Annotated in this window: 19 protein-coding genes; 5 read left to right on the top strand and 14 right to left on the bottom strand. The window is 66.9% G+C overall.

Annotated elements, in window-relative coordinates; genetic code table 11:
- Nucleotides 1-219: 219 nt before the first annotated feature.
- On the top strand, nt 220-621 hold the full coding sequence (locus tag PKKP23_RS10270) for a hypothetical protein (protein WP_126876791.1): 402 nt from the start codon (nt 220-222) through the stop codon (nt 619-621).
- A 54-nt stretch (nt 622-675) separates the two neighbouring features.
- Here PKKP23_RS10270 and PKKP23_RS10265 read toward each other — a convergent pair whose 3' ends face one another.
- The 7 genes from PKKP23_RS10265 to PKKP23_RS10235 all read right to left on the bottom strand — a co-directional run bounded on the left by PKKP23_RS10265 (nt 676) and on the right by PKKP23_RS10235 (nt 10,134).
- Nucleotides 676-1,278 (bottom strand): thioesterase family protein, encoded by a 603-nt coding sequence (locus PKKP23_RS10265; protein ID WP_233425642.1) that lies wholly within the window; start codon nt 1,276-1,278, stop codon nt 676-678.
- Between the two features lie 196 nt (nt 1,279-1,474).
- The gene (locus PKKP23_RS10260; RefSeq protein WP_126876790.1) at nt 1,475-2,734 is read right to left on the bottom strand and encodes a CaiB/BaiF CoA transferase family protein; all 1,260 of its coding nucleotides are present in this window, start codon (nt 2,732-2,734) and stop codon (nt 1,475-1,477) included.
- Nucleotides 2,735-2,799: 65 nt separating this feature from the next.
- On the bottom strand, nt 2,800-3,582 hold the full coding sequence (locus tag PKKP23_RS10255; protein ID WP_126876789.1) for an enoyl-CoA hydratase/isomerase family protein: 783 nt from the start codon (nt 3,580-3,582) through the stop codon (nt 2,800-2,802).
- Nucleotides 3,583-3,622: 40 nt separating this feature from the next.
- A complete protein-coding gene (locus PKKP23_RS10250) occupies nt 3,623-4,906 on the bottom strand; it encodes an MFS transporter (protein ID WP_017772871.1) in 1,284 nt (427 codons plus the stop codon).
- A 98-nt stretch (nt 4,907-5,004) separates the two neighbouring features.
- Nucleotides 5,005-8,094, bottom strand: coding sequence for an FAD-binding and (Fe-S)-binding domain-containing protein (locus PKKP23_RS10245; RefSeq protein ID WP_126876788.1), 3,090 nt, complete (start codon nt 8,092-8,094; stop codon nt 5,005-5,007).
- Nucleotides 8,091-8,903, bottom strand: coding sequence for a 2-keto-4-pentenoate hydratase (locus tag PKKP23_RS10240; protein ID WP_126876787.1), 813 nt, complete (start codon nt 8,901-8,903; stop codon nt 8,091-8,093). Before PKKP23_RS10240 ends, PKKP23_RS10245 begins: the two co-directional genes overlap by 4 nt.
- 10 nt (nt 8,904-8,913) lie before the next feature.
- Nucleotides 8,914-10,134 (bottom strand): pyridoxal-phosphate-dependent aminotransferase family protein, encoded by a 1,221-nt coding sequence (locus PKKP23_RS10235; RefSeq protein WP_126876786.1) that lies wholly within the window; start codon nt 10,132-10,134, stop codon nt 8,914-8,916.
- 223 nt (nt 10,135-10,357) lie between these two features.
- Here PKKP23_RS10235 and PKKP23_RS10230 point away from each other — a divergent pair, with 223 nt between their 5' ends.
- Complete coding sequence (locus PKKP23_RS10230; protein ID WP_017772867.1) at nt 10,358-11,074, top strand: GntR family transcriptional regulator; 717 nt, start codon at nt 10,358-10,360, stop codon at nt 11,072-11,074.
- A 200-nt stretch (nt 11,075-11,274) separates the two neighbouring features.
- On the opposite strand, the gene PKKP23_RS10225 is transcribed toward PKKP23_RS10230, so the two are convergent.
- The 3 genes from PKKP23_RS10225 to PKKP23_RS10215 form a co-directional block, all read right to left on the bottom strand.
- Entirely contained in the window at nt 11,275-11,850 is a 576-nt protein-coding gene (locus PKKP23_RS10225; protein ID WP_126876785.1) for a YceI family protein, read from the bottom strand.
- 51 nt (nt 11,851-11,901) lie between these two features.
- A complete protein-coding gene (locus PKKP23_RS10220; protein ID WP_017772865.1) occupies nt 11,902-12,477 on the bottom strand; it encodes a YceI family protein in 576 nt (191 codons plus the stop codon).
- 70 nt (nt 12,478-12,547) lie between these two features.
- On the bottom strand, nt 12,548-13,156 hold the full coding sequence (locus tag PKKP23_RS10215; RefSeq protein ID WP_420873212.1) for a cytochrome b: 609 nt from the start codon (nt 13,154-13,156) through the stop codon (nt 12,548-12,550).
- Between the two features lie 106 nt (nt 13,157-13,262).
- On the opposite strand from PKKP23_RS10215, the gene PKKP23_RS10210 reads away from it, so the two are divergent.
- A complete protein-coding gene (locus PKKP23_RS10210; protein WP_017772863.1) occupies nt 13,263-14,201 on the top strand; it encodes a LysR family transcriptional regulator in 939 nt (312 codons plus the stop codon).
- Between the two features lie 90 nt (nt 14,202-14,291).
- On the opposite strand, the gene PKKP23_RS10205 is transcribed toward PKKP23_RS10210, so the two are convergent.
- Together PKKP23_RS10205 and PKKP23_RS10200 are read right to left on the bottom strand one after the other, a co-directional pair.
- Nucleotides 14,292-16,007, bottom strand: coding sequence for a SulP family inorganic anion transporter (locus PKKP23_RS10205; protein ID WP_126876784.1), 1,716 nt, complete (start codon nt 16,005-16,007; stop codon nt 14,292-14,294).
- Between the two features lie 103 nt (nt 16,008-16,110).
- Complete coding sequence (locus tag PKKP23_RS10200) at nt 16,111-16,800, bottom strand: VTT domain-containing protein (protein ID WP_017772861.1); 690 nt, start codon at nt 16,798-16,800, stop codon at nt 16,111-16,113.
- Nucleotides 16,801-17,290: 490 nt separating this feature from the next.
- Between PKKP23_RS10200 and mutL the strand changes: the two genes are divergently transcribed.
- Nucleotides 17,291-19,360, top strand: coding sequence for a DNA mismatch repair endonuclease MutL (gene mutL / locus PKKP23_RS10195; RefSeq protein ID WP_126876783.1), 2,070 nt, complete (start codon nt 17,291-17,293; stop codon nt 19,358-19,360).
- Complete coding sequence (gene miaA, locus PKKP23_RS10190; RefSeq protein ID WP_126876782.1) at nt 19,357-20,340, top strand: tRNA (adenosine(37)-N6)-dimethylallyltransferase MiaA; 984 nt, start codon at nt 19,357-19,359, stop codon at nt 20,338-20,340. Before mutL ends, miaA begins: the two co-directional genes overlap by 4 nt.
- Before the next feature lie 37 nt (nt 20,341-20,377).
- On the opposite strand, the gene PKKP23_RS10185 is transcribed toward miaA, so the two are convergent.
- Nucleotides 20,378-21,115: an SDR family oxidoreductase gene (locus PKKP23_RS10185; protein WP_126876781.1), complete on the bottom strand. Its 738-nt coding sequence runs from the start codon at nt 21,113-21,115 to the stop codon at nt 20,378-20,380.
- Complete coding sequence (locus tag PKKP23_RS10180; protein ID WP_126876780.1) at nt 21,112-22,656, bottom strand: FGGY-family carbohydrate kinase; 1,545 nt, start codon at nt 22,654-22,656, stop codon at nt 21,112-21,114. The genes PKKP23_RS10185 and PKKP23_RS10180 overlap by 4 nt, the downstream gene beginning before the upstream one ends.

Here is a 22,656-nt window from a genome sequence, read left to right as displayed (position 1 = left end):
GGCTGGCCGATCGCGCCACGATGTTGGCGGATAGCGTCACGCAGCGAGTCACGACACGACGACGCGGGGTCGAGTGGCGGCGACGTTGGCGAGAAACCGCCGAGGTATGGTTTCAATCGGCCAGGTCGCGCTCTCGCCAGCGGAAAAAATTTACGATGCTCGATGAATGTCCTGGCAAGACGCCACGTTGCGCGACGATCATCGATCGGCGGCCATCGCGTGGTGGCGAGCGCGTCGTCCACTCTGCGTCACCTTTCGGTTCCAGTCATGTCGGAAATCTATCCGTTCAAGCGCACAACGCGATTCCTGCACGAGCCCAACAGACGCGTTGCGCTGCCGGCCGCAACAGAACAGCTTTCCCACGACGACGCTATGGTGCTCGGCGAAATCGAGGACTGCTGCGCCGCGCTGTTCGACCGCTGGTGCGAGACCCGGCATGTGGTGCCGCTCGCTTACCTCATGCACGTATGGCCGCTCCCCGCGACATCCGTACACCTCGCCCGTAGAGTGGCAATCGTTTTGCGCGAGTTGCAGCGGCTTCATACGGAATCGCTCGGTCCTGTCGAGCATCAGTTGATTCGCCGTGCGCTGGGCGCGGTGGAACGCGCGTTTCCGTCGTAAAGGCGGACGTGCGAAGGCATTGCGCCAGGCATCCCGTGGTATCGGAAATCGGGATCAGACGTCCTTGAACGCTGCGTCAGTCTCCTCGTCTTCGCGCGCCGCCGCCTGGTTCACCGCCATGCCGCCCTCCGCCGCGCTCCATTGCCGGACCCATTCCGGCAAGGGTGGCGACGGCTGCGTGATACCGGCCAGCTCCATCAGCTCCGCGGTGGATACGGTCCCGCCGCTGCGCTTGAGAAAGCGCGCACGCACAACGCCGAGCGCAACCTGTGCGCCGTCGCGCACGAAACCTTGTTCGAGGAAGATGTTTTTCTCGTCCCAGCCGATCACACGCGTCGCCACTTCGTAGCGTTCGCCCAGTTCGAGCGAGCGATGAAAGCGCAGCGTTTCGAGCGTGACTACCGGATACCAGCCGCGTGCGTTGAGCCGCTTGAAAAGCCCGCTGCGGATCATCAGGTCCACGCGCGCGAGGTCCAGAATCGCGAAGTAACGGCTGTTCGTCATGTGACGCAGCACATCGAGGTCGTTGAGCCACACGCGAAACGGCGTGACGCAGGTATCCAGCACGTTCAGTGGGCCCCGACGTGCCGAGAACAACAAGGTTGTGAGAAGACGCAGCAGCAGACTCATCGCAATGGCCGATTCGATCGGTAACAAGGAAAGCGCGCACCGGACGATGCGCGAGAGTCTGCATGGTAGTCGGCCTGCGAGCGCGTAACGCGCTCAGGCGGCGGGATAGACCTAGAGCACCTCCTCTCGCCCGAGCACGGCGAGGCGGCACCCTGCGTGCGCGGCCTCTGCCCCCAATAGCCGAATTTCCGCTACGGATTCGAGAGCACAGCGCGAGCGCGATTCAAGCCGCCGCCCGCTGCGCATCGTGCGCGAGCACGGCGCCCTCGGCGACGAGCGCATCGATACGCTCGTTATCGAATCCATATTCGCGCAGCACTGCACGCGTATGTTCGCCATAGAGTGGCGCAGGCCGCGAGCGCGGCATCGGCTCGTGTTCCGGCGTGGCGCCATCCACCTCGTCCCCTGCCGAAAAGTGGATCGGCAAACCGATGCCACGCGTGCGCCCCGCAAGCGGATGGTCAGACTCCACCACCATTGCGCGCGCAAGCGTCTGCTCATGCGTGGCGACCTGCGGCACGTCGAGCACCGGTCCGCACGGCAAGCCGATAGCGTCGAATGCGACGAGCCATTCGTCCGTGGTCTTCTGCGCGAGCCGCACGCCCAGCACTTCCACGAGCGCCGCGCGATTGGCCATGCGCGCCGCGTTGGTGCTGAAGCGCGCGTCGCTTGCCAGTTCCGGCATGCCGAGCACGTTCACCAGACGCTCGTAATTGCTCTGGTTCGCGGCGCCCACGTTGATCCAGCCATCCAGCGTACGAAACGCCTGATACGGCGCGCTGGTGGGGTTGGCCGAGCCCATCTTGGGCAGCACGGTGCCGTCGGCGAAGTAGTTGGCGAAGGCCCAGTACATCTGCTGCAGGCCTGCTTCGAAGAGCGACGTATCCACCATCTGGCCGCGGCCCGTGCGCTGCTTCTCGGCATACGCGGCGCAGATGCCGAGCGCGGCGAGAATGCCCGCGTTGATGTCGGTAACGGGCGAGCCCGCCTTGATGGGCGCCTGGCCCGGCTCACCCGTCATGCTCATGAGGCCGCTCATGCCCTGCGCGATGAGGTCGAAGCCGGCCTTGTCGGCCAGCGGCCCGCTGCGTCCGTAGCCCGAGATCGCGCAGTAGATGAGCCCGGGGTTCATCGCCTTGAGCACGTCGTAGCCCATGCCGAGCTTCTCCATGGTGCCCTTGCGATAGTTCTCGGTCACCACGTCCGCGCTCGCCAGCAGCCGTTGCAGCACCTCGCGCCCGCCCGCGGTTTTCAGGTTCAGCGCGATGCCGCGCTTGTTGCGGTTGACGATCATGAACGACGCCGACTCGCCGTGCGCCATGATGGGCGCGAAGCGGCGCGAGTCATCGCCGCCCGGCACCTTCTCCACCTTGATGACGTCCGCGCCCATGTCGGCAAGCATCATGCCGCACACGGGGCCCGACATGATGTGCGCGAGTTCGATCACGCGCATGCCGGCCAGCGGGCCTGCTTTTTGTGCCATCTCGTGTCCCCTCGTTTGCCTCGTTTGCCTCGTTTGCGGCATCTACCTCGTTTGCCTCGTTTGCCTCATTTGCCTTCAAATGCCGGCTTCGTCTTCGCGAGAAACGCCTGGTAGCCGATGCGAAAGTCTTCGGTGCCGAAGCACGCGAAGCCTTCGTCGCGCTCGGCGGCAGTGAGCGGCGCCGGGTTCATCACGCGCCGCACGAACTGCTTGTGCCAGCGCGCGACGAGCGGCGCGCCTTCGGCGATGCGCGTGGCGCACGCCCAGGCTTCGCCAGTGACTTCGGCATCCGCAACCACGCGCGTGACGAGTCCTTTTTGCAGGGCCTCCTGCGCGCCGAAAATGCGCCCTTCGAGCAGAATTTCGAGCGCCACGGCCGGGCCCGCCAGCTTCACGAGCCCCGCGAGTTCGGCGTGCGCCATCACGAGCCCGAGGTTCTTGATGGGCACACCGAAGCGGCTCGACTCGCCGCAGATGCGCAGGTCGCACATCGACGCAATCTCGAGCCCGCCGCCCACGCAGATGCCGTGAATCATCGCGACGAGCGGATGGCGGCAGCGCTCGAACGCGTCGAGCGTGCGATGCATCAGCGCGCCGTACTCGCGCGCCTGCTCCACGTTTGCGCGGTCCGTAGCGAATTCGCCGATGTCGTTGCCCGGCGAAAACGCCTTCTCGCCCGCGCCGCGCAGCACGATGCAGCGCAGGCTGTCTTCGGCGGACAACGCGTCGATGGTTTCGCCCAGCTCGCGCCACAGCGTCTTCGTCATCGCGTTCAACTTGTGCGGCCGGTTGATCGTGACGGTCGCGATGAAGCCGTCACGCTCAACCACAATGCCTGCTTCGTTCATGGCGTCTCCCTATGCCGCTATGCCACCAGGCTGCCGGCAATCAGACGAGCCCGGCTGCCGGCTTGATCGCTTCGTCGGCCTGCTCTTCGAGCCGGCGGTCCGGCCGCATGGCGATGGAGAGCACGATGCCCGCTGCCATCAACGCCATCGACGCGATGAACGGCAGGTTCCAGTTGCCCGTCACGTCGATCATCCAGCCGCCCACCACGGGGCTGATGATCGCGGCGAGCGCCGAGCCCGTGTTCATCACGCCGCTCGCGGTGCCGGCGTGCTTCGGCGCGATGTCCATCGGCACGGCCCACATCGGTCCGATGGTCATTTCGTTGAAGAAAAAGCCGAGGCTCAGGCACACCGCCGCGAGCGTGATCGACATGTTCGGCACCAGCATGATGGGCATGAGCGAGAGCAGCGTCGCGAACATGCAGATGGCCACCATCGCGCTGCGCGCAAGACGCGGGCGACCGGTGCGCTTGAGAATCTTGTCGGTCACTTCACCGCCCAGCCAGTCGCCCAGCACGCCCGCGAAGAACACGCCCGACGCGAAGAGCGCCGACTTGCTCAATTGCAGGTGATAGTTGTGCAGGAAGTACTGCGGAATCCAGCCGAGGAAGAGCCACAGCACCCAGCCGTAGCAGAAGTACACGAGGGTGACGGGCGCCATGCGGCCCACCAGCGCGCGCCAGGGCACCGGCTTGCGTTCCTTGAAGCCGCTGTAGGCGGGCAGGCGGTCGCTTTCGGCGTTGCTGATGCGCGGATGCTCGCGCGGGTCGTCGCGGAAATACCAGATCCACACGAGCGCCCACAGGAAGCTGATCACGCCCGTCACCACGAACGAACCGCGCCACGACGTGGCGAGCATGAGCCACGTGATGAGCGGCGGCGCCACCGCGTTGCCGATGCGCGAAGCCGCATGCGTGATGCCTTGCGCGAAGCCGCGCCGCTCCGGGGTGGTCCAGTTCGACATGGCGCGCGTGGCCGTGGGGAACGTGGCGCCTTCGCCCAGACCCAGCAGCAGCCGCGCGATCACGAGCGACACGAAGCCGCCCGCGAGCCCCGTGAGCACGGTTGCGCCGGCCCAGATGATGGCGCACACGGCGAGCGTGCGGCGCGGCCCGAAGCGGTCGCCCAGCCACCCGCCGATGATCTGGAACACGAGATACGGATACGCGAACGCGGAAAAGACAAAACCGACCTGCGTATGGGTAAGACCCAGCTCGGCGCCGAACTGGCTCGCTGCCGTGCTCACGTTGACGCGGTCAACGTAGGTGATGAGGTACATCGCGCACAACAGCAGCAGAACGCGCGTCGTGACTCGACGGAACATCGCTGTCTCCTTGTCTCCGGTGCCGGCTGCGCTGTAGCGCTGCATCGAGGTAGCGCGCCGTGCGTGGTCAGGTGTGGTTGGAATGACTGCCCGTTTTGCTACATCAATGCCTCCTCGAGAATGTGGGCCACGTGGCGCGCCTTCGCGCCGGCCCCATCGGCAATCTGGTGGCGACAGCTCGTACCGTCCGCCACGATCACGGTGCCCGGCTCCGCCGCGCGAACGGCGGGCAGCAGCGAGAGTTCGGCCATCGCCATCGACACCTCGTAATGCTCGGCCTCGTAACCGAAGCTGCCGGCCATGCCGCAGCACGACGATTCGATCACGGCCACGTCGATGCCGGGAATCCAGCCGAGCACCGTGCGCGAAGGCGCAAACGCCCCGAACGCCTTCTGGTGGCAATGGCCGTGCAGCAGCGCGCGCTTCATGCCGTGAGGCGCCTTCAGCGGCAACTGCATGCGGCCGGCCTCGCGCTCGCGCACGAGAAATTCTTCGAACAGCAGCGCGGACTGCGCGAGCCGCTGTGCCACGTCGCCGAAACCATACGCGAGGAACTCGTCGCGCAGTGTGAAAAGACACGACGGTTCCAGCCCGACGATGGGCACGCCGCGCTCGACGAACGGCCGCAACGCATCCAGCGTGCGGCGCGCTTCGGCCTTCGCTTCGTCCACGAGTCCCGCGGCGAGGAACGTGCGGCCGCAGCACAACGGGCGCTCGCTGCGCGCCGCGGCACCCTGGGCCGCGAACGGATCGACGTGCACGGTGTAGCCGGCCGCTTCGAGCACGCGCCGCGCCGCGCGCGCGTTCTCGGGTTCCATGTGGTTGTTGAAGGTATCGACGAAGAGCAGGACTTCGCGCGTGGCTGACCTGACTGCACCGGCAGTGGTCCCCTGCCCGCGACGCTCGCCTCGCACGCTCGCAAGGAAGCTCTTCGTGAAACGCGGCAGGCTGCGCTCGGGCGCAATGCCGAAGCGTGCCAGCAGCGCGCGCGCCGCCGACGAATGCGTGACGAACGCCGTCACCGGCGCAAACCCGCCGGCGAGCGCCGCATAGCGCGGCAGAAACGCGACGAGCCGATCGCGCCAGCGCATGGGATGCCGCGCATACCATGCCGCGCGGGCCTCGATCTTCACCTTCGCCATATCGACGCCCGTTGGGCAGTCGCGCTTGCAGCCCTTGCAGGAGACGCAGAGGTCGAGCGCCTCGCGTACCTCGGTGCTCGCCAGACCCGCCTCCCCGACCTGCCCGCTCAACGCCAGCCGCAACGTATTCGCGCGGCCCCGCGTGACGTGCTGCTCGTCGCGCGTCACGCGATAGCTCGGGCACATCGTGCCCGCGTCGAACTTGCGGCAGTGGCCGTTGTTGTTGCACATCTCCACGGCCTTCGCGAGTCCGTGCGTGCGGTCGCCGCCACTGCCCGGCGCGCCTTCCGCGCCGGTGAGGGGGTCGCGCGTCACGTTCCACGCGGACCAGTCGAGCTTCGGTTCGAACGGTGTTTCTGCGTAGCCCGGTGCAAAGCGGAAGTGACGCGCGTCGTCCATCTTCGGCGGCGCGACGATGCGGTCCGGGCTGAACAGGTTGTCGGGATCGAACAGCGCTTTGACTTCGCCGAATGCGCGCGTCAGCTGCGGTCCGTACTGCCACGAGATCCATTCGCCGCGGCACAGGCCGTCACCGTGCTCGCCCGAATAAGCGCCCTTGTACTCGCGCACAAGCGCCGCCGCTTCTTCGGCAATGGCGCGCATCTTCGCGGCGCCGTCGCGGCGCATGTCGAGAATGGGCCGCACGTGCAAAGTGCCCACGCTCGCGTGCGCGTACCACGTGCCTTCCGTGCCGTGTCGGTGGAACACGTCGGTCAGGCGACTCGTGTATTCGGCGAGATGTTCGAGCGGCACCGCGCAGTCTTCGATGAAAGACACCGGTTTGCCGTCGCCCTTCATGCTCATCATGATGTTGAGCCCGGCCTTGCGGACGTCCCAGAGCGCTTTCTGCGGGCCCGTGTCCGTCATGCGCACGACCGAGCCCGGCATGCCGAGGTCGCCCATCAGCGCGACGAGGTCTTCCAGCCGGCGTAGCAACGGCGCCTGCTCGCTGCCCGCGAATTCGACCAGCAACACCGCTTGCGGACGACCCACGAGCGCTGCTTCGATCACGGGCCTAAAAGCCGGATTGCCGAGCGAGAGATCGATCATGGTGCGATCGACCAGCTCCACCGCCGAGGGACCGAGCCGCACGATGTGCTGGGTGAGGTCCATTGCCTGGTAGAAGGTGGGAAAGCTCACGACGCCGAGCACCTTGTGCGCGGGCAGCGGCGCGAGCTTCAGCGTGAGTTCGCGGCTGAACGCGAGCGTGCCTTCGGAGCCCACCAGCACGTGCGCGAGATTCGGCTCGCCGTCCGCGCTGTAGGGCATCGGGTTCTGGCAGTCGAACACGTCGAGGTTGTAGCCCGACACGCGGCGCAGCACCTTGGGCACGCGCGCCACGATCTCGTCGCGCTCGCGTGAAGCGATGTTGCGCAGACCGTCCACGATGGCGCGCACGCGAGGGGTCGCCGCTTCCATCTGCGCAAGCGGGCCGAAGCGCGCGAGCGTGCCGTCGGCGAGCACGGCATCGATGGCGGCCACGTTGTGGACCATGTTGCCGTACTGGATGGAGCGCGAGCCGCACGAGTTGTTGCCGGCCATGCCGCCTAGCGTGCATTGCGCACCTGTGGAGACGTCCACGGGAAACCAGAGCCCGTGCGGCTTCAACCACGCGTTCAGATGATCGAGCACCATGCCGGGCTCGACCATTACCGTCAGCGCTTCAGCATCGAAGTGCTTCACGCGGTTGAGCCACTTCGACGTATCGATCACGAGCGCTTCGCCCACGGTCTGACCGCACTGGCTCGTCCCTGCACCGCGTGCGAGCACGGGCACATGGTTTTCGCGGGCAATCTGCAATGCTGTGAGCAGGTCGTCTTCGTCGCGCGGCACCGCTACACCGACGGGCGTGATCTGGTAGATCGAGGCGTCCGTGGCATAGCGGCCGCGCGAGGCACGGTCGAACAACACGTCGCCGCGCAGCGCATTGCCCAACTGGACGGCAAGCGGCGTGGGCGCCATCGCACCCCCCGCCGTGCCGCCAGGGTCCGACGGCATGAGCCGCACCGGCCGCACGAGCGTTGCGCTGCGCGGCGCCGATGTCATCGGGCGGCTCCGTCGAACTGCACCTGCACGGGCGGCAGCCCTTCGATCTCGCCCACGGCAACGCCTGGCTCGCGTGCGCTCCACATGCCGATGAAACTGCCGGTGGTGATGACGGTGCCCGCTTCCAGCGCCATGCCGCGGCCAGTGCTGTGATTCACGACCCAGGTCAAGAGCCGCCGCGGATCGCCCGCCGGGTTCGCCGGCTCAGAACCGAACACGCTCGCGCCGTTATAGGTGAAGCGCAGCGACGGCGCGGCGAACGGGAAGTCGTCGCGATACGGCACGGGCGCGCCCGCAATCAGCGCGCCGTGATTGAGCAGATCGGCAAGCTGCCACAGGCGGTCCACGTCGGGCCACGCGGCGAAGCGGCTCGTCACGACTTCGATGGTCGCGCACATCGATTCGATGGACGACATCACGTCTTGCGCGGCATAGGGCGTGCTGCTCGCTTCAAACGTGCGGCCAAGGCGAAACGCGATCTCGAGTTCGAGCGCGAACGGCGCGTGCGCGTCGAAGTGCAGACGCGCGGGGCTCGCGTAGAGCAACGCGTCAGGCAACGGCGCGCCTTGCGCGGGTGCGTCGGGCGACTTCGCGCCCACCTTCCAGCCGCCGATGCCGTACTTCAGGCGGCGCAGCGTCTCGTGCTGGGTGTCGAAGGCGTCCTCAGCGGTGGCGGGCGCGAGTTCGTCGGGCACGCGCACGATGGGTGAGTGATCGGCGCGCGCATCGGCAAGCCACTGGGCGCGTGCAGCGGTACGGGCGGGGCTGCTGCCGGCCGCTGCGAAGTCGAGGGTTTCGGGACGATTCATCGCGCGGCCCTCACGCGGCTACGCGCAGTGCACGCGCCGGCGCGTGCGTGCCGAGATATTCCATGGCCGCCTGCACGCCACTGCCCGCGAGCTTCACGCCGCCCAGCTTCAGCCCCATCTCGCAGCCGGCGAGCGTGGCCATCAGCGTGAGGTCGTTGCAGTCGCCCAGGTGGCCGATGCGGAACATGCGCCCCTTCACCTTGCCGAGCCCCGTGCCCAACGACATGTCGAAGCGCTCGTAGATCAGCTTGCGCACGGCGTCGGCATCTACGCCCTCGGGCATCACGACGCCCGTGAGCACCGGCGAGTAGACAGCCGGGTCGGCACATTGAATCTCGAGGCCCCACGCGCGCACCGCCTGGCGGCACGCTTCGGCGAGGCGCTGGTGACGTGCGAAGACGTTGTCGAGCCCCTCGCTGAAGATCATGTCGAGCGCTTCGGCGAGGCCGTAGAGCAGGTTCGTATTCGGCGTGTAGGGCCAGTAGCCGGTGCGATTCATCTCGATGATCTCGGTCCAGCCCCAGAACGCGCGCGGCAGCTTCGCGTGGCGGCTCGCTTCCAGCGCCTTTTGCGACACCGCGTTGAAGCTGATGCCGGGCGGCAGCATCAAGCCCTTCTGCGAACCGGACACGGTCACGTCCACGCCCCATTCGTCATGGCGATAGTCGGCGGAGGCGAGGCCCGAGATCGTGTCGACCATGAGCAGCGCCGGGTGGCCCGCGGTGTCGATGGCGCGGCGCACCGCGGCGATGTCCGAGGTCACGCCCGTCGAGGTCTCGTTGTGCACCACGCACACGGCCTTGATGGCGTGCTGCGTGTCTTCGCGCAACCGCGCTTCGATCATGGGCGCCTGCACGCCGCGCCGCCAGCCTTCCACGCCGGGCAGCCCGAGAAACTCGGGCTTCAGACCGAGGCTCTCGGCCATCTTCTTCCAGAGCGTGGCGAAGTGGCCGGTCTCGTACATCAGCACGGTGTCGCCGGGGCTCAGCGTGTTGCACAGCGCGGCCTCCCAGGCGCCGGTGCCCGAGGCCGGATAGATCACGACGGGCTGCGCGGTCTGAAACACCTTCTTGATGCCGGACAGCACCCGCAGGCCGAGCGCGCCGAACTCCGGGCCGCGATGGTCGATGGTGGGATAGCTCATCGCGCGCAGAATCCGGTCGGGCACGGGGCTGGGCCCGGGAATCTGCAGGAAGTGACGGCCGGCGGGATGAAAGTCCAGTTCAAGCATTGCGCGTCCTTTTTGAATTTTGCATGCAAAATACTTTAGAGCACGAATAGGTCTCTGGGAAGGCGCAATGTGCATCACAGCGGCCAGGACAAACCCTTAGCCTCGCAGAGGCCGCGTCACGCCTTGTCTGGCACTAGAATCCGAACATCCGGTCCGCGTTGGTAAAATACCGCTCGCGTCTGGCCAAGCCGCCGGCTGACGCGATTCGATGACGGGAAATTGCATGCGAAATACAGATATTGCCGACGACGCCTCTTTCACGCCCACCTTGCCGCGCGTCGAGCGGCTGCGTCTGCACGACACGGTGGTGGAGCACTTGCGCAACTTCATCGTGGAGGGGCGGCTCGCGCCCGGCGTGAAGCTCAACGAACGCGAACTCTGCGAAATGCTGGGCATCTCGCGCACGCCGCTGCGCGAGGCACTGAAGGTGCTGGCAGCGGAAGGCCTGATCGATATTTCGCCGAATCGCGGCGCGTCGGTGTCGCGCATGTCGGCGGCCGAGATTCGCGAGATGTTCGAACTGATGAGCGGACTCGAAGCGTTTTCGGGCGAACTGGCCTGCGAGCGCATCACGCCTGCGGAACTCGCGCAGATCAAGGCGCTGCACTACGAAATGCTGGCCTGCCACGCGCAGAACGACCTGCCCGGCTACTACAGCCGCAACATGCAGATTCACGACCGCATCAACGAGGCCGCGCGCAATTCGGCACTCCGACAGACGTGGCTTTCGATCAACCGGCGTTTGCAGGCGCTGCGGTTTCGCTCGAACTTCTCGGCGTCGAAGTGGGACCACGCCGTGCACGACCACGAAGAGATGATCAAGGCGCTCGAATCACGCGACGGCAAGCGGCTCGCCACGATCCTGCGCCAGCATCTGCTCGACAAGCGCGACGCGGTGCTGCTCCAGGACGCGCAGCAGCAGGCGGTCAGTGGGGCGTAAGAGGGTGCGTAAGGGGGTTGCCGTAAGGGGGTGCGTAAAGGCAGCCGAGGTTGACGAGAAAGTCCGCAGGGAATGAAAAAAGCCCGTGTGCCTCGAAAGAGCACACGGGCTTTTCACTGCCTGCGTCTGATTGCGTCTGTTGACCGATGCGGCGCGCAAGCAACCGCGCTAACGCCGCATTCGGTCGAGCTAAGCCAGCCTCAGTCGGCCTTCACGCCTTCCACCTGGATCTGCAGCGTGGTGGCCATCTTGAAGCCATAGGCCTGGCCGTAGTTCACGCCGAAGTCGGCACGGTCGAACTGGGCGGTAGCGTCTGCACCGCACACTTCGCGCTTGAGCATCGGGTTCGTGAAGCACTTGAACGAATCGATCTTCAGGTTCAGCGGCTTGGTCACGCCATGCAGCGTGAAGGTGCCGATCACTTCCACAGGCTTGTCGCCGTCGAAGCGGATCGACGTGCCCTTGTAGACGGCCGTCGGGTACTTCTCGACGTCGAGCATTTCGGCCGAGCGCACGTGCTTGTCGAGCGCGCCGTTGCCGGTGTCGATGGACGATGCGTCGATGGTCACGTCCACGGTACCGGTCTTCGCTGCGCGGTCCAGCACCACTGTGCCGCTCGACTTCGTGAACTTGCCGCGCCACACCGAAACGCCGCCGAAGTGGTCGGTTTCGAAGCTCGGGTACGTGTGGGTCGGATCGAGGTTGTAGGTGGTCGCGAACGCCGGTGCGGAGAGAACGGCGGCGAATGCGGCGATAAGCGAAAGGCGGGTCTTCATGTGTTCACTTCCTGGTTTGCGGAAAACGGTTGAGACAAAAGATCGAGCGCGTCACTTGCCCGCGCTGACGATGTGAAACTTGATCTGCACGTCGTCGGCCACGACGGAGGTGTCTTTCCATTCGCCGTCGCCAATGCCGTAGGCCAGGCGCTTGATGGGCAGCGTGCCGTCGAACACTTCGTTCGCGCCGTCCTTGCGGAACTGCACGGGCACTACGACGTCGGTGGTCTTGCCCTTGATGGTGAGCTTGCCGGCCACACTGTAGGCGCCGTTGGCCGCCGGCTTGATCTGCGTGGAAACGAAGGTAGCGTGGGGCCAGGCAGCGGCGTCGAACCATTCCTTGCCCGCCACTTCCTTGTTGTATTCGGGCGAGCCGAGATCGAAGCTCGCCACATCGATGTCGATCTTCGCGCTGCCCGCGGCGGCATTCGCCGGGTCGAAGCGGATGGCTGCGTTGATGCGGTTGAACTTGCCTTCCACGGGCACGTTCATCTGCTTGAAGACGGCGCTGACGCTGGTCTTCGAGGCATCGGTAGCGGCGAGCGCGGGAAGCGAAAGCGCGGCGGCGCCCGCCACGAAGGCGGCGGATGCGGCGAGCGCGCAAAGCGAAACGAGACGTCGGTTCATATCGGGTGAGTGCGGTGAATGTTGTGTGGTGAGCGACGAGCGGTGAAGCGAAGGGATCGCGGTGTTGCGATCAACGACCCGATGCGCCGCCCCGCCCGCCGAACGGCAGCATGCGGGCCACGATGCGCTGCCTGTCGAGCAGTTCGTGTTTGACCACGGCAAGCAGGTGCGCGGCAACGACGGCGGCCAGTGCGTAATCGAGCGCGATATGCACGGTCTTCAGCACGACCTTGAGCGCGTCGTCGGGACCGATCAGCGTGGGCAGCGGCAGCACGCCCAGATAGACCACTTGAATGCCGGCCGCCGAGCTATAGAGATAGCCGCTCACCGGCACCGCGAACATCAGCACGTAGAGCGCGGCGTGGCCCGCGTGAGCGGCCAGCTTCTCCCAGCCGTGCATCGCGTCGGGCAGCGCGGGGGGACGGTGCGTGGCACGCCAGACAACGCGCGCGAGTACGAGCACGAGCACCGTGACGCCGATCCACTTGTGCCACGAGAAATAGCGCAGCTTGGTGGGCGTGATGCCCGGGATGTCGGTCATGATCCAGCCGAGCGCGAAGCCCCAGACGATCAGCGCGGCCACGCTCCAGTGGAGCAGCATGGCCACGGCGCTGTAACGGCCCGCGGGCGCGACGGACGAAGTGGCTTCGGAAAGCGGACGGGAACGGGAAGTAGACAAGGCAATCGGCACGCAATGAAAACAGGTTCGCGGACTGTACCGAACGCCTCCTATTCAAACAACCGGCTAAACTAGATCATTCATATCCAATTTTTCGATACATCGCGTGAGCCGCCCTACCCAACCGCAAGACCGCAGCCCGAGCCTCGATCAACTGCGCACGCTTATCGCCGTCAGCGAGACCGGCAGTTTCTCCGCCGCGGCCGAGCGGCTCGGGCGCGCGCAGTCGGTCGTGAGCTACGCCATTGCGAGCCTCGAAACGCAGCTGGGCGTCGCGCTCTTCGAGCGCGGCAAGCGGCGTCCGCAGCTCACCGCGGCGGGCCGCGCGATTCTGGCGGACGCCCGGCGCCTCGACCTGCTCGCCGGCCAGCTGAGCGCCAAGGCAGCCGGCCTGCAACGCGGACTCGAGAGCGAAGTGTCGCTGGCAGTGGACGTGATGTTCCCCTCCGAACGGCTTGTCGAAGCGCTCCAGGCGTTCGCGCGCGAGTTTCCCACCGTCGCGCTGAATCTCACGATGGAGGCGCTCGGCGGCGTGCTCAAGCTCGTGCTGGACGGCGAGTGCCTCGTGGGCATCAGCGGGCCCAACCAGAACTGGCCGCACGTGATAGAAGCCGAAACGATCTGGTCTGTGGAACTGGTGCACGTAGCGGCGCCCGACCATCCGCTTGCGCGCCTCGCGCAGCCCATTCGCGTTTCCGAAGCGCGCGAGCACACCCAGCTCGTGCTGACCGACCGCAGCCGCCTCACCGAGGGCCAAAGCTTCGGCGTCTACGGCACGCGCACCTGGAAGCTGGGCGACCTGGGCGCGAAGCATCGTCTGTTGCTGGCGGGGCTGGGCTGGGGGTCGATGCCGCGCCACCTCGTGCAAGCAGACCTCGATGCGGGGCGGCTCGTGCGCGTCGAACTGGCGGACCGGCGCGGGGTGAACTACAACGTGTCGCTGATCCATCGCACCGATACGGCGACGGGCCCCGCTACACGGTGGCTCTGCGACCACCTCTGCGAAGGCGCGCCGGCCGACATGCCGCTGCCGGGCGCGCGGTAGTCTCATGCGGGCATCGTGGGCATGGCAGGACTAGAGGGTGTTGCCGGCGCCGGCCGGCACGCGATGGTCGCCGGATCTCGCAACTCACGTCTACGTGGAAGCAACCGGCGCCTGCGCTCCGTTCACCGACGACACGCATTCGTCCACGCTCAGTTCGTGCAGCGTGTCGGCCGGCATCACGTCGTCGGCTGCGCGCTGCAACGCGCGCAGCGCTCTCGGCTTGAGCCGCACCAGTACCAGCTTCAGATTGCGCGAGCGGCATTCCGCCGCGAAGATGCGCAGCGCCTCGATGGCGGACCCATCGACGTCAGGCGTTTCTTCCAGGCTCATCATCACCGTCTGCACCGGCGCCGCCTCGCGCAGCAGCGCGCGCACCTGGCCCAGCACGCGTTCCGTATTGGCGAAGAAGAGCGGCACCTCGGGACGCACGATCAGCAGGCCCGGTATGGGTTGCGCGTCGGGGTGGGCCGAGATGTCGACGAAATCGTGCGTGCCGCGCAGCCGGCCCAGCACGCTCACGTTGGGCTCCGAAAGCTTGCGCAGCGTAAGCAGCAGGCTCACGCCGATCGCAGCCAGCAACCCGTGCAGCACGCCGAGCACGAGCACCGCGGCCAGCGCCGCGATCACCACGAGCCGGTCGCGATGCCAGGTCCAATACGGCTTGAACACCGAGGGATGCAGTGAATGGCTCACCGCGAAGATCACGATGGCGGCCAGCACCGGCTCCGGCGTGCGCGCGAGTTCGGGCAGCAGCACCAGCACGATGATGCCGACCACCACGGCAGCGCACACGCCCGCGAGCCGGCTTTGCGCGCCTGCGGCCTCGTTGGCCGACGTGGCCGAATAGCCCGCGCCCACGGGCATGCCATGCAGCAGCCCTGACACCAGGTTGGCGCAACCGAGCGCCACGAGGTCGCGATTGGCCGACACCGTATCGCCGTGCTTGAGCGCGAAATTGCGAATGGAGCCATACGACTCGGCATAGAGAATCAGCATCAGGGCGAAGCCGAGTTCCGCCGATTGCATCCATTGCGAACGCCCGAGCACGGGCAGGCCGAACGAAATGTTCTGCAGATCGATCTCGCCCACCGACGCAATGCCGTAGCGATGCCAGTCGAGCCCATAGCTCGCGGCAACGCTGAGCACGATCACGACCACCGACGCCGGCAGCCGCGTGCGGCGCCCAAGGCCGAACAGAATCGCGAGCGCCACGGCGCCCACGGCCACGCTGTACGGATTCCAGTGCGAGGCCTGCTGGAAGAACTCGACGAGGATGCGCGGGGCATCGCTGTGCTTGACGGGCACCGCGGCGATCTTCGGCAGTTCCTTGATGAGAATGGTGAGCGCGAGGCCGAACGTGAAGCCGCGCAGCACGGGCCGCGCAATGAAGTCCGACATGCCGCCCAGACGCGCCGCGCCCGCCAGCATGAAGAGCACGCCCGTGGTGGCCACCAGCGCCGCGGCAAGCGAAAGCTGCGCAACCGCGTTGGACGCAGGCTCGGAGAGCACCGTCGCAGCCAGCACGGCCGCTGAAGACGAGGTCGCCGAGACAATCGCAAAGCGGCTCGTCCCGACGAGCGCGTAGACCACGAGCCCCGCGAGCAGCGCGATGAGGCCCGCCTGCGGCGGCAGGTTCGCGATGCCCGCGTAGGCGACCGCTTCGGGCAACAGCAGCCCGGCGATGGAAAGACCCGCGAGCACGTCGCGCCGCACGCCCTGGGGCCGCGGCAGCGGCGGTTCTTCGAGCGCGGAAAACTGCTCGGGATGCTGGAGGTCGGCGGGAGAGCGTTGCGGCGAAATGAACATGACAGGTCCGGAATCAGGCAATCGTCGCTTTCAATGCGGGCTCTCTTTAACGTGCGCTTCTGGCGTCCGCTTAATGTTCGCTCAACGTCCGCTTAACGTGCACTTAACGTCCGCCACCCGGCTTGCGCGCCGAGCCAGCCGACGCATTGCGGCTCATGAGCTTCCACAGCGCGCCGAGCGCGACGGGCACCACCGCCGCGCCCACGCCCACCAGCACGATCACGTTCAGGTACTGGCGAATGAACGGAATGTTGCCGAAGAAGTAGCCGAGCAGCACGAGCAGCAGCACCCAGAACAGCGCGCCCGTGAAGTTGAACAGCTGGAAGCGCTTCATCGACATGCCCGACACGCCCGCCACGAACGGCGCAAACGTGCGCACCACGGGAATGAAGCGCGCGAGCACGATGGTCTTGCCGCCGTGGCGATCGTAGAAATCGTGGGTCTTCTGCAGCGCGGCGCGGTCCAGGAAGCGTTCCAGCACCGGTATGTGCGTACTGAACACCTTCGGGCCGATGGCACGCCCCACCAGATAGTTCACCGTGTTGCCCGTCACGGCCGCCACGAGCAGCAGCACGATCAGCGCAGCCAGATCCATCTCGTGCGCAGCGGCGAAGGCCCCGCCGATGAACAGCAGCGAGTCGCCCGGCAGGAACGGCAGCACGACGAGGCCCGTTTCGCAGAACACGATCAGAAACAGCACCGCGTAGACCCAGGCGCCGTATTGCTGGATGAAAACTCCGAGGAACTTGTCGATGTGCAAGACAAGATTGACGAACTGCAGCAGCGTATCCAAAGGCGTCCCTTATTGAGCGGATGGAGGAGTGAAGCGCGGCGCGCGGCATGATCGGGCCCTGAACCCTGCATTGTCGGCCCTGGCGCCTGGTGAGGCCGGCACCGCGAGCCGGCGCGCTGACGGCGCCATGATACCAGGCCGTGGCACCTCACCAATGTGCGAAGTCGCGCTTGGGGGGAGCGAAAGAGGGCAAAAGGGGCGCAAATGAGTGGCAAGAAGGCGACTTCGCTGCGCGCCAGACGCCGGGCGGGCGGAGTCCCGCCGTTGCGTGCCGTGCCTGGCCGGGCGGCTGTGCGATGGGAAGACATGCCCGGGCAAAAGTGTGCGGGGGCGAAGCTGTGCCGGGTGACGGGTGGCGAAGTCGAGCCGCATTGAACCGAGCCCCACCGCGTCAAGTCGAGTCGAGCCGAGTCGAGTCGAGCCGCACGGCGCCGAGCCGCCCAGCCCCGCACCCTCGCAGCACAAGTCCGCCCAAGGCTGCGCTTATATAATGGCCCGCATGTCCCAGTCCCAAAATCTCGACTCCGCCGCCAGCGCGGCCACCCCAGCGGCCACAGACGGCGAAAGCGCGCGCGTAGCCGGCGCAGCGCCCCGCGCGGCGCAGCCGCCGCGCGCCATCCAGCCGCTGCCCGACCAGCTCATCAGCCAGATCGCCGCCGGTGAAGTGGTGGAGCGGCCGGCGTCGGTGGTCAAGGAACTCGTCGAAAACGCGCTCGATGCCGGCGCCACCACGCTGCGCATCCTGCTCGACGAAGGCGGCGTCAAACGCATCTCCATTACCGACGACGGCTGCGGCATTCCCGAAGCCGAACTGCCGCTCGCGTTGATGCGCCACGCCACGAGCAAGATCCGCTCGCTCGCCGAACTCGAAGCGGTGGCGACGCTCGGGTTTCGCGGCGAGGCGCTGGCGTCCATTGCGTCGGTGGCGCAGATGTACATCACTAGCCGCACCGACGACGCACCGCACGCCATCCGCATCGACGCGCAGACCGGCGTGCTCGCGCCCGCCGCGGGCACACGCGGCACGACCATCGAAGTGCGCGAGCTGTACTTCAACACGCCCGCGCGCCGCAAATTCCTGAAGAGCGAGCAGACAGAGCTGGGCCACTGCCTGGAGATGATCCGGCGCGCGGCGCTCGCGCGGCCCGACGTGGCGATTTCGGTGCTCCACAATGGCCGCGCCGTCGAACACTGGAACGCGAGCGAGCCGCCCGCGCGCGTCGCGAAGATTCTCGGCGAGACGTTCGCCACGGCGCATCTGCCGCTCGACGAATCGGCCGGGCCGCTCGCGGTGTACGGCTGCGCGGGTCTGCCCACGGCAAGCCGCGGCCGCGCGGACCAGCAGTATTTCTTCGTGAACGGCCGCTTCGTGCGCGACAAGCTGCTCACGCACGCCGTGCGCTCCGCGTACGAAGACGTGCTGCACGGCGACCGTTACCCGTCCTACGTGCTGTTCCTCGACCTGCCGCCCGAAGCGGTGGACGTGAACGTGCATCCCTCGAAGATCGAAGTGCGGTTCCGCGACTCGCGCTCCATTCACCAGTTCGTGTTCCATGCCGTGCAGCGTGCGCTTGCGCGGCATGCGGGGGCATCGCCGGAAACGACGGCGGGCGGACATGCGGCCGACCTCGGCGTACTCGGTGCGCCGGCATCGTTCGGCTCCACGCCGCTGGGGTCGTCGGCGGCTTCTTTCGGTGGCACGCCTGGCAATGGATTCGGCGCAGGCGCCGCCGCACGCGGACAGTCTTCCGGCACGACCTGGCTGCGCGACAGCCGCATGACGCAGGGCTCGTTGCCGGTCGCCCAGCCGCTCGCGCTCTACGACGCGCTATTCGGCCGCAAAGACGTGGGCACCGGCACCGACGCGGGCAGCACCGTACTCGAAGCACGCGACGCGCCCACTGAAAACGACACCGGCACCTACGGCGCATTCGGCGCCTACGCAGGCAACGCCGCGACGCTTTCCGCCTCGGACGAACAGCCGCTCGGTTTCGCGCTGGGCCAGATCCACGGCATCTACGTGCTCGCGCAGAATACGCGCGGCCTCGTGATCGTCGACATGCACGCCGCGCACGAGCGCATTCTCTACGAGCAGTTCAAGCACGCGCTCGCCGAACGCGCCGTGGCCGTGCAGCCGCTGCTGATTCCGCTTTCCATGCACGCGGACGCCGTGGAAATCGGCACTGCGGAAGAAGAGCGCGCCACGCTGGATGCGCTCGGCTTCGACATCGCCGTGCTCTCGCCCACCACGCTCGCCATCCGCGCCGTGCCCGCGCTGCTCAAAGACGCGGACCTGCAAGCGCTCGCGCGCGCCGTGCTGGCCGACCTGCACGCCTACGGCGGCTCGCGCGTGCTCACGGAACGCCAGCACGAACTGCTCGGCACGCTGGCGTGCCATCACGCCGTGCGCGCGAACCGGCGCCTCACGCTCGACGAGATGAACGCGCTGCTGCGCCAGATGGAAGCCACCGAACGCGCCGACCAGTGCAACCACGGGCGGCCCACGTGGTATCAGCTCACGCTCGCCGACCTCGACCGCCTCTTCATGCGCGGTCAATGAGCGTGCAGCCTGAAGCCGTCACCCAGGTGGCGTGCCTGCTCGGCCCCACCGCCTCCGGCAAGACCGCGGCGGCACTCGCCTTCGCAGCGCGCGCAGCGGCGAGCGGACTCACGGTGGAAATCGTCAGCGTGGATTCGGCGCTGGTCTATCGCGGCATGGACATCGGCACCGCGAAGCCCACGCCCGAAGAGCGCGCCGCGGTGGCGCATCACTTGATCGATATCGTCGACCCCGCCGATGCCTACTCCGCCGCCGATTTTCGCGCCGACGCGCTACGCGTCATTGCCGAGATCATTGCGCGCGGACACGTACCGCTGCTGGTGGGCGGCACGATGCTCTACTACCGCGCCCTCACGCACGGCCTCAACGACCTGCCCGCCGCGGACCCCACGATTCGCGCCGCGCTCGACGCCGACGCCGCCCGCGAAGGCTGGCCCGCGCTGCACGCGCGGCTCGCCACGGTGGACCCGGCCACGGCCGCGCGCCTCGCGCCCAACGACTCGCAGCGCATCCAGCGCGCACTCGAAGTCTTCATGCTGACCGGGCAGCCGATGTCCGTGCTGCTCTCGGCGCCCACGCAAGCGAACGAAGACGATCCCGCGCGCGCGTTTCGCTTCGTGCCCATTGCGTTGGAACCCTCGGACCGCGCCGTGCTGCACGCGCGCATCGCAGCGCGTTTCGACGCGATGCTGGCCGCGGGCTTCATCGACGAAGTGAAAGCGCTGCGCGCGCGCGGCGACCTGCATCCGGGTCTGCCTTCGATGCGCTGCGTGGGCTACCGCCAGGCCTGGGAATATCTGGACGGCAGCATCGACTACGCGACGATGCGCGACAAAGGCATCTTCGCCACGCGGCAACTCTGCAAACGGCAGCTCACGTGGCTGCGGTCCATGCCCGAGCGCATCGTGATCGACTGCTGCGCGAGCGATGCAACCGAACGCGCGGTGCTCGCCATGGAGCAGGCACTGAGCAATTCATAACGAGCAGCCCATAACGGGCCCACACCGGGCACACGCTTCACTGCGCGAGAAACCCGCCGTCCACGGGCAACGCCACGCCGCTAATCATCGAAGCGGCATCGCTCAACAGAAACATCACGGGCGCGGCCACTTCGTGCGGCTCGGCGAAACGCTTGAGCGGAATGCGTTCGAGCGCCGCCGCGCGCTTCGTCGGCTCGCTCCAGGCCTCGACCGCCATTGGCGTGAGCGTCACCGTGGGATTGACGCTGTTCACGCGAATGCCGTACGGCCCGAGTTCCAGACACAGCACGCGCGTAATCGCATCGAGCGCCGCCTTCGACGCGCAGTAAGCCAGATGCTGATCGAGCGCCGCGAGCGCCGCCTGACTCGACACGTTGACGATGCTGCCCGCGCGTTTCGCGTCGATCATGCCGCGCGCCACGTGCCGCGCCACCAATGCCGCGCCGCGCGCGTTCACGGCCATCAGACGGTCGAAGCCTTCCGCCGTGGTGTCGATTGCAGGCGCAAGTCCGGTTACGCCCGCGCAGTTCACGAGGCCATCGAACGGACCGAGTGCAGCGAAGGCATCGGCAATCGCGACCTCGTCGCTCACATCGAGCGCGAGCGGCTTGCAGCCCGTTTGCCCGGCCAGTTGTGCGAGCGCCTCCACGTTGCGTGCCGCCGCGACTACCTTCGCGCCGCTGGCGCACAGGCGCTCCACGGTTGTGCGTCCAATGCCGCTCGATGCGCCGGTGACCAGGATCGAGCGTCCGCTGAAATCGAATTGCGTGTTCATGTGGATTGCAGCCTGTGCATGATCGGCTTGAGCGCCGGGTAGAGGTCTTTGTAGATGGCGTAACGCTGCGCGTAGAGCGCCTTGCGCGCGGCGTCCGGCTGCGCGCGCTCCACGAGCGTGATCCAGCCGCGCTCCGCGGCTTCGTGCGAGGTCACGCCCGCACCCACCGCCGCGAGCAGCGCGGCGCCCATCGCGGCTTCCACGTCCTGCTCGATGGTGAAAACGCGATAGCCCGTGATGTCCGCGATGATCTGCATCCAGAGGTTCGAATGCGCGGCGCCGCCCACTACGATGAGCCGGTCGTCGAGCGACCGTGCGCCTTGGCGGCCCGCCTCGATGTTGTGCTGCAACGCGAACGACACGCCTTCGAGCACCGCGCGGTACAGATGCGCCCGCGTATGAAAGAGACTGAGCCCGACGAACGCGCCGCTTGCCTTCGCGTCCCACACGGGGCTGCGCTCGCCCATCAGATACGGCAGGAACGTCACGCCGTCCGAGCCTGCGGGTACGCTGGACGCGGCCTCTTCGAGCAGGCGATGCGCGTCGCCGTGCGACGTGGCGCGCGCAGCTTCGATCTCCGCGTGGCAGAACTGCTCGCGATACCAGGCGACCGACGCGCCCGCCGTGATCGCGCCGCCGAACACGTAGAGGTCGCGCTGCGCGTTGAACACGTGCGGCATGGCCACGAGCCCGTGATGCGCGTCCACCTGCTGGTTGAGGTAGCCCCAGCACATGCTGGTGCCGATCATCGCCACGTGCTGGCCCGGCTTCGTCACGCCGGCCGCGAAGGTGGCCACGGCCGCGTCCACGCCGCCCGCCACCACGGCCGTGCCCGCTTCGAGTCCGAGCGACTCGCACCATTGCGAGAGCAACCCGCCCACCACCTCGGACGACTCCACAAGACGCTCGGGCATCATCGTGGCCGGAATGCCGAGCATGTCGAGCGCCTCGTCGGACCAGTCGCGCCGCGCGATGTCGTACACGCCGCCGATGTTGCCCGCCGAGCTGTGATCCACGGCGACCTCGCCCGTGAGCAAATAGATGATGTACGCGTTCGGCGGCAGGAAGTAGCGCGTGTTGGCCCACACGTCCGGCTGATGCTCGCGCAGCCACAGGATCTTCGTGTAGCCGTAGTAGCTGTCCACGCCGTTGCCCGTAATTGCGTAGAGCCGTTCGAGGTCCACGTGCTCGCGTACCCATTCCACTTCGGCCGTGGCGCGGCGGTCCATCCAGATGAGGCACGGGTGCAGCGGGCGCATCTCGTTGTCCACGGCAATGCCCGATCCACCGTACAGGCTGCTCACGCATGCCGCCTTGATGTCCGCCGCGGCCACGCCTGCTTCGCGCGCGGTCGCCACGCAACGTGCAATGCACTCGCTCACGGCCTTGAGCCACACCGAAGGCCATTGCTCGGCCCAGAGCGGCTTCGGCGTATCGGGCTGGTAGGCCGAGGCATGCTGCGCCACGATCGCGCCGTTGCGGTCCACGAGCAGCGCCTTGGTGCTTTGCGTGCCGATGTCCACGCCGATGACGTATTCCAT

It is taken from the genome of Paraburkholderia kururiensis JCM 10599 = LMG 19447 (assembly GCF_003986935.1).
Lineage (GTDB): Bacteria > Pseudomonadota > Gammaproteobacteria > Burkholderiales > Burkholderiaceae > Paraburkholderia > Paraburkholderia kururiensis.
Note: the sequence above shows the minus strand (reverse complement) of the source record. Positions and strands in the feature narration are given on the sequence as shown.

Excerpts from the sequence above, each read along its gene's own strand:
- PKKP23_RS10260 (WP_126876790.1), bottom strand. The coding sequence starts at position 2,734 with ATGGCACAAAAAGCAGGCCCGCTGGCCGGCATGCGCGTGATCGAACTC.
- PKKP23_RS10255 (WP_126876789.1), bottom strand. The coding sequence starts at position 3,582 with ATGAACGAAGCAGGCATTGTGGTTGAGCGTGACGGCTTCATCGCGACC.
- PKKP23_RS10250 (WP_017772871.1), bottom strand. The coding sequence starts at position 4,906 with ATGTTCCGTCGAGTCACGACGCGCGTTCTGCTGCTGTTGTGCGCGATG.
- PKKP23_RS10245 (WP_126876788.1), bottom strand. The coding sequence starts at position 8,094 with ATGACATCGGCGCCGCGCAGCGCAACGCTCGTGCGGCCGGTGCGGCTC.
- PKKP23_RS10240 (WP_126876787.1), bottom strand. The coding sequence starts at position 8,903 with ATGAATCGTCCCGAAACCCTCGACTTCGCAGCGGCCGGCAGCAGCCCC.
- PKKP23_RS10235 (WP_126876786.1), bottom strand. The coding sequence starts at position 10,134 with ATGCTTGAACTGGACTTTCATCCCGCCGGCCGTCACTTCCTGCAGATT.
- PKKP23_RS10230 (WP_017772867.1), top strand. The coding sequence starts at position 10,358 with ATGCGAAATACAGATATTGCCGACGACGCCTCTTTCACGCCCACCTTG.
- PKKP23_RS10225 (WP_126876785.1), bottom strand. The coding sequence starts at position 11,850 with ATGAAGACCCGCCTTTCGCTTATCGCCGCATTCGCCGCCGTTCTCTCC.
- PKKP23_RS10220 (WP_017772865.1), bottom strand. The coding sequence starts at position 12,477 with ATGAACCGACGTCTCGTTTCGCTTTGCGCGCTCGCCGCATCCGCCGCC.
- PKKP23_RS10205 (WP_126876784.1), bottom strand. The coding sequence starts at position 16,007 with ATGTTCATTTCGCCGCAACGCTCTCCCGCCGACCTCCAGCATCCCGAG.
- mutL (WP_126876783.1), top strand. The coding sequence starts at position 17,291 with ATGGCCCGCATGTCCCAGTCCCAAAATCTCGACTCCGCCGCCAGCGCG.
- miaA (WP_126876782.1), top strand. The coding sequence starts at position 19,357 with ATGAGCGTGCAGCCTGAAGCCGTCACCCAGGTGGCGTGCCTGCTCGGC.
- PKKP23_RS10185 (WP_126876781.1), bottom strand. The coding sequence starts at position 21,115 with ATGAACACGCAATTCGATTTCAGCGGACGCTCGATCCTGGTCACCGGC.
- PKKP23_RS10180 (WP_126876780.1), bottom strand. The coding sequence starts at position 22,656 with ATGGAATACGTCATCGGCGTGGACATCGGCACGCAAAGCACCAAGGCG.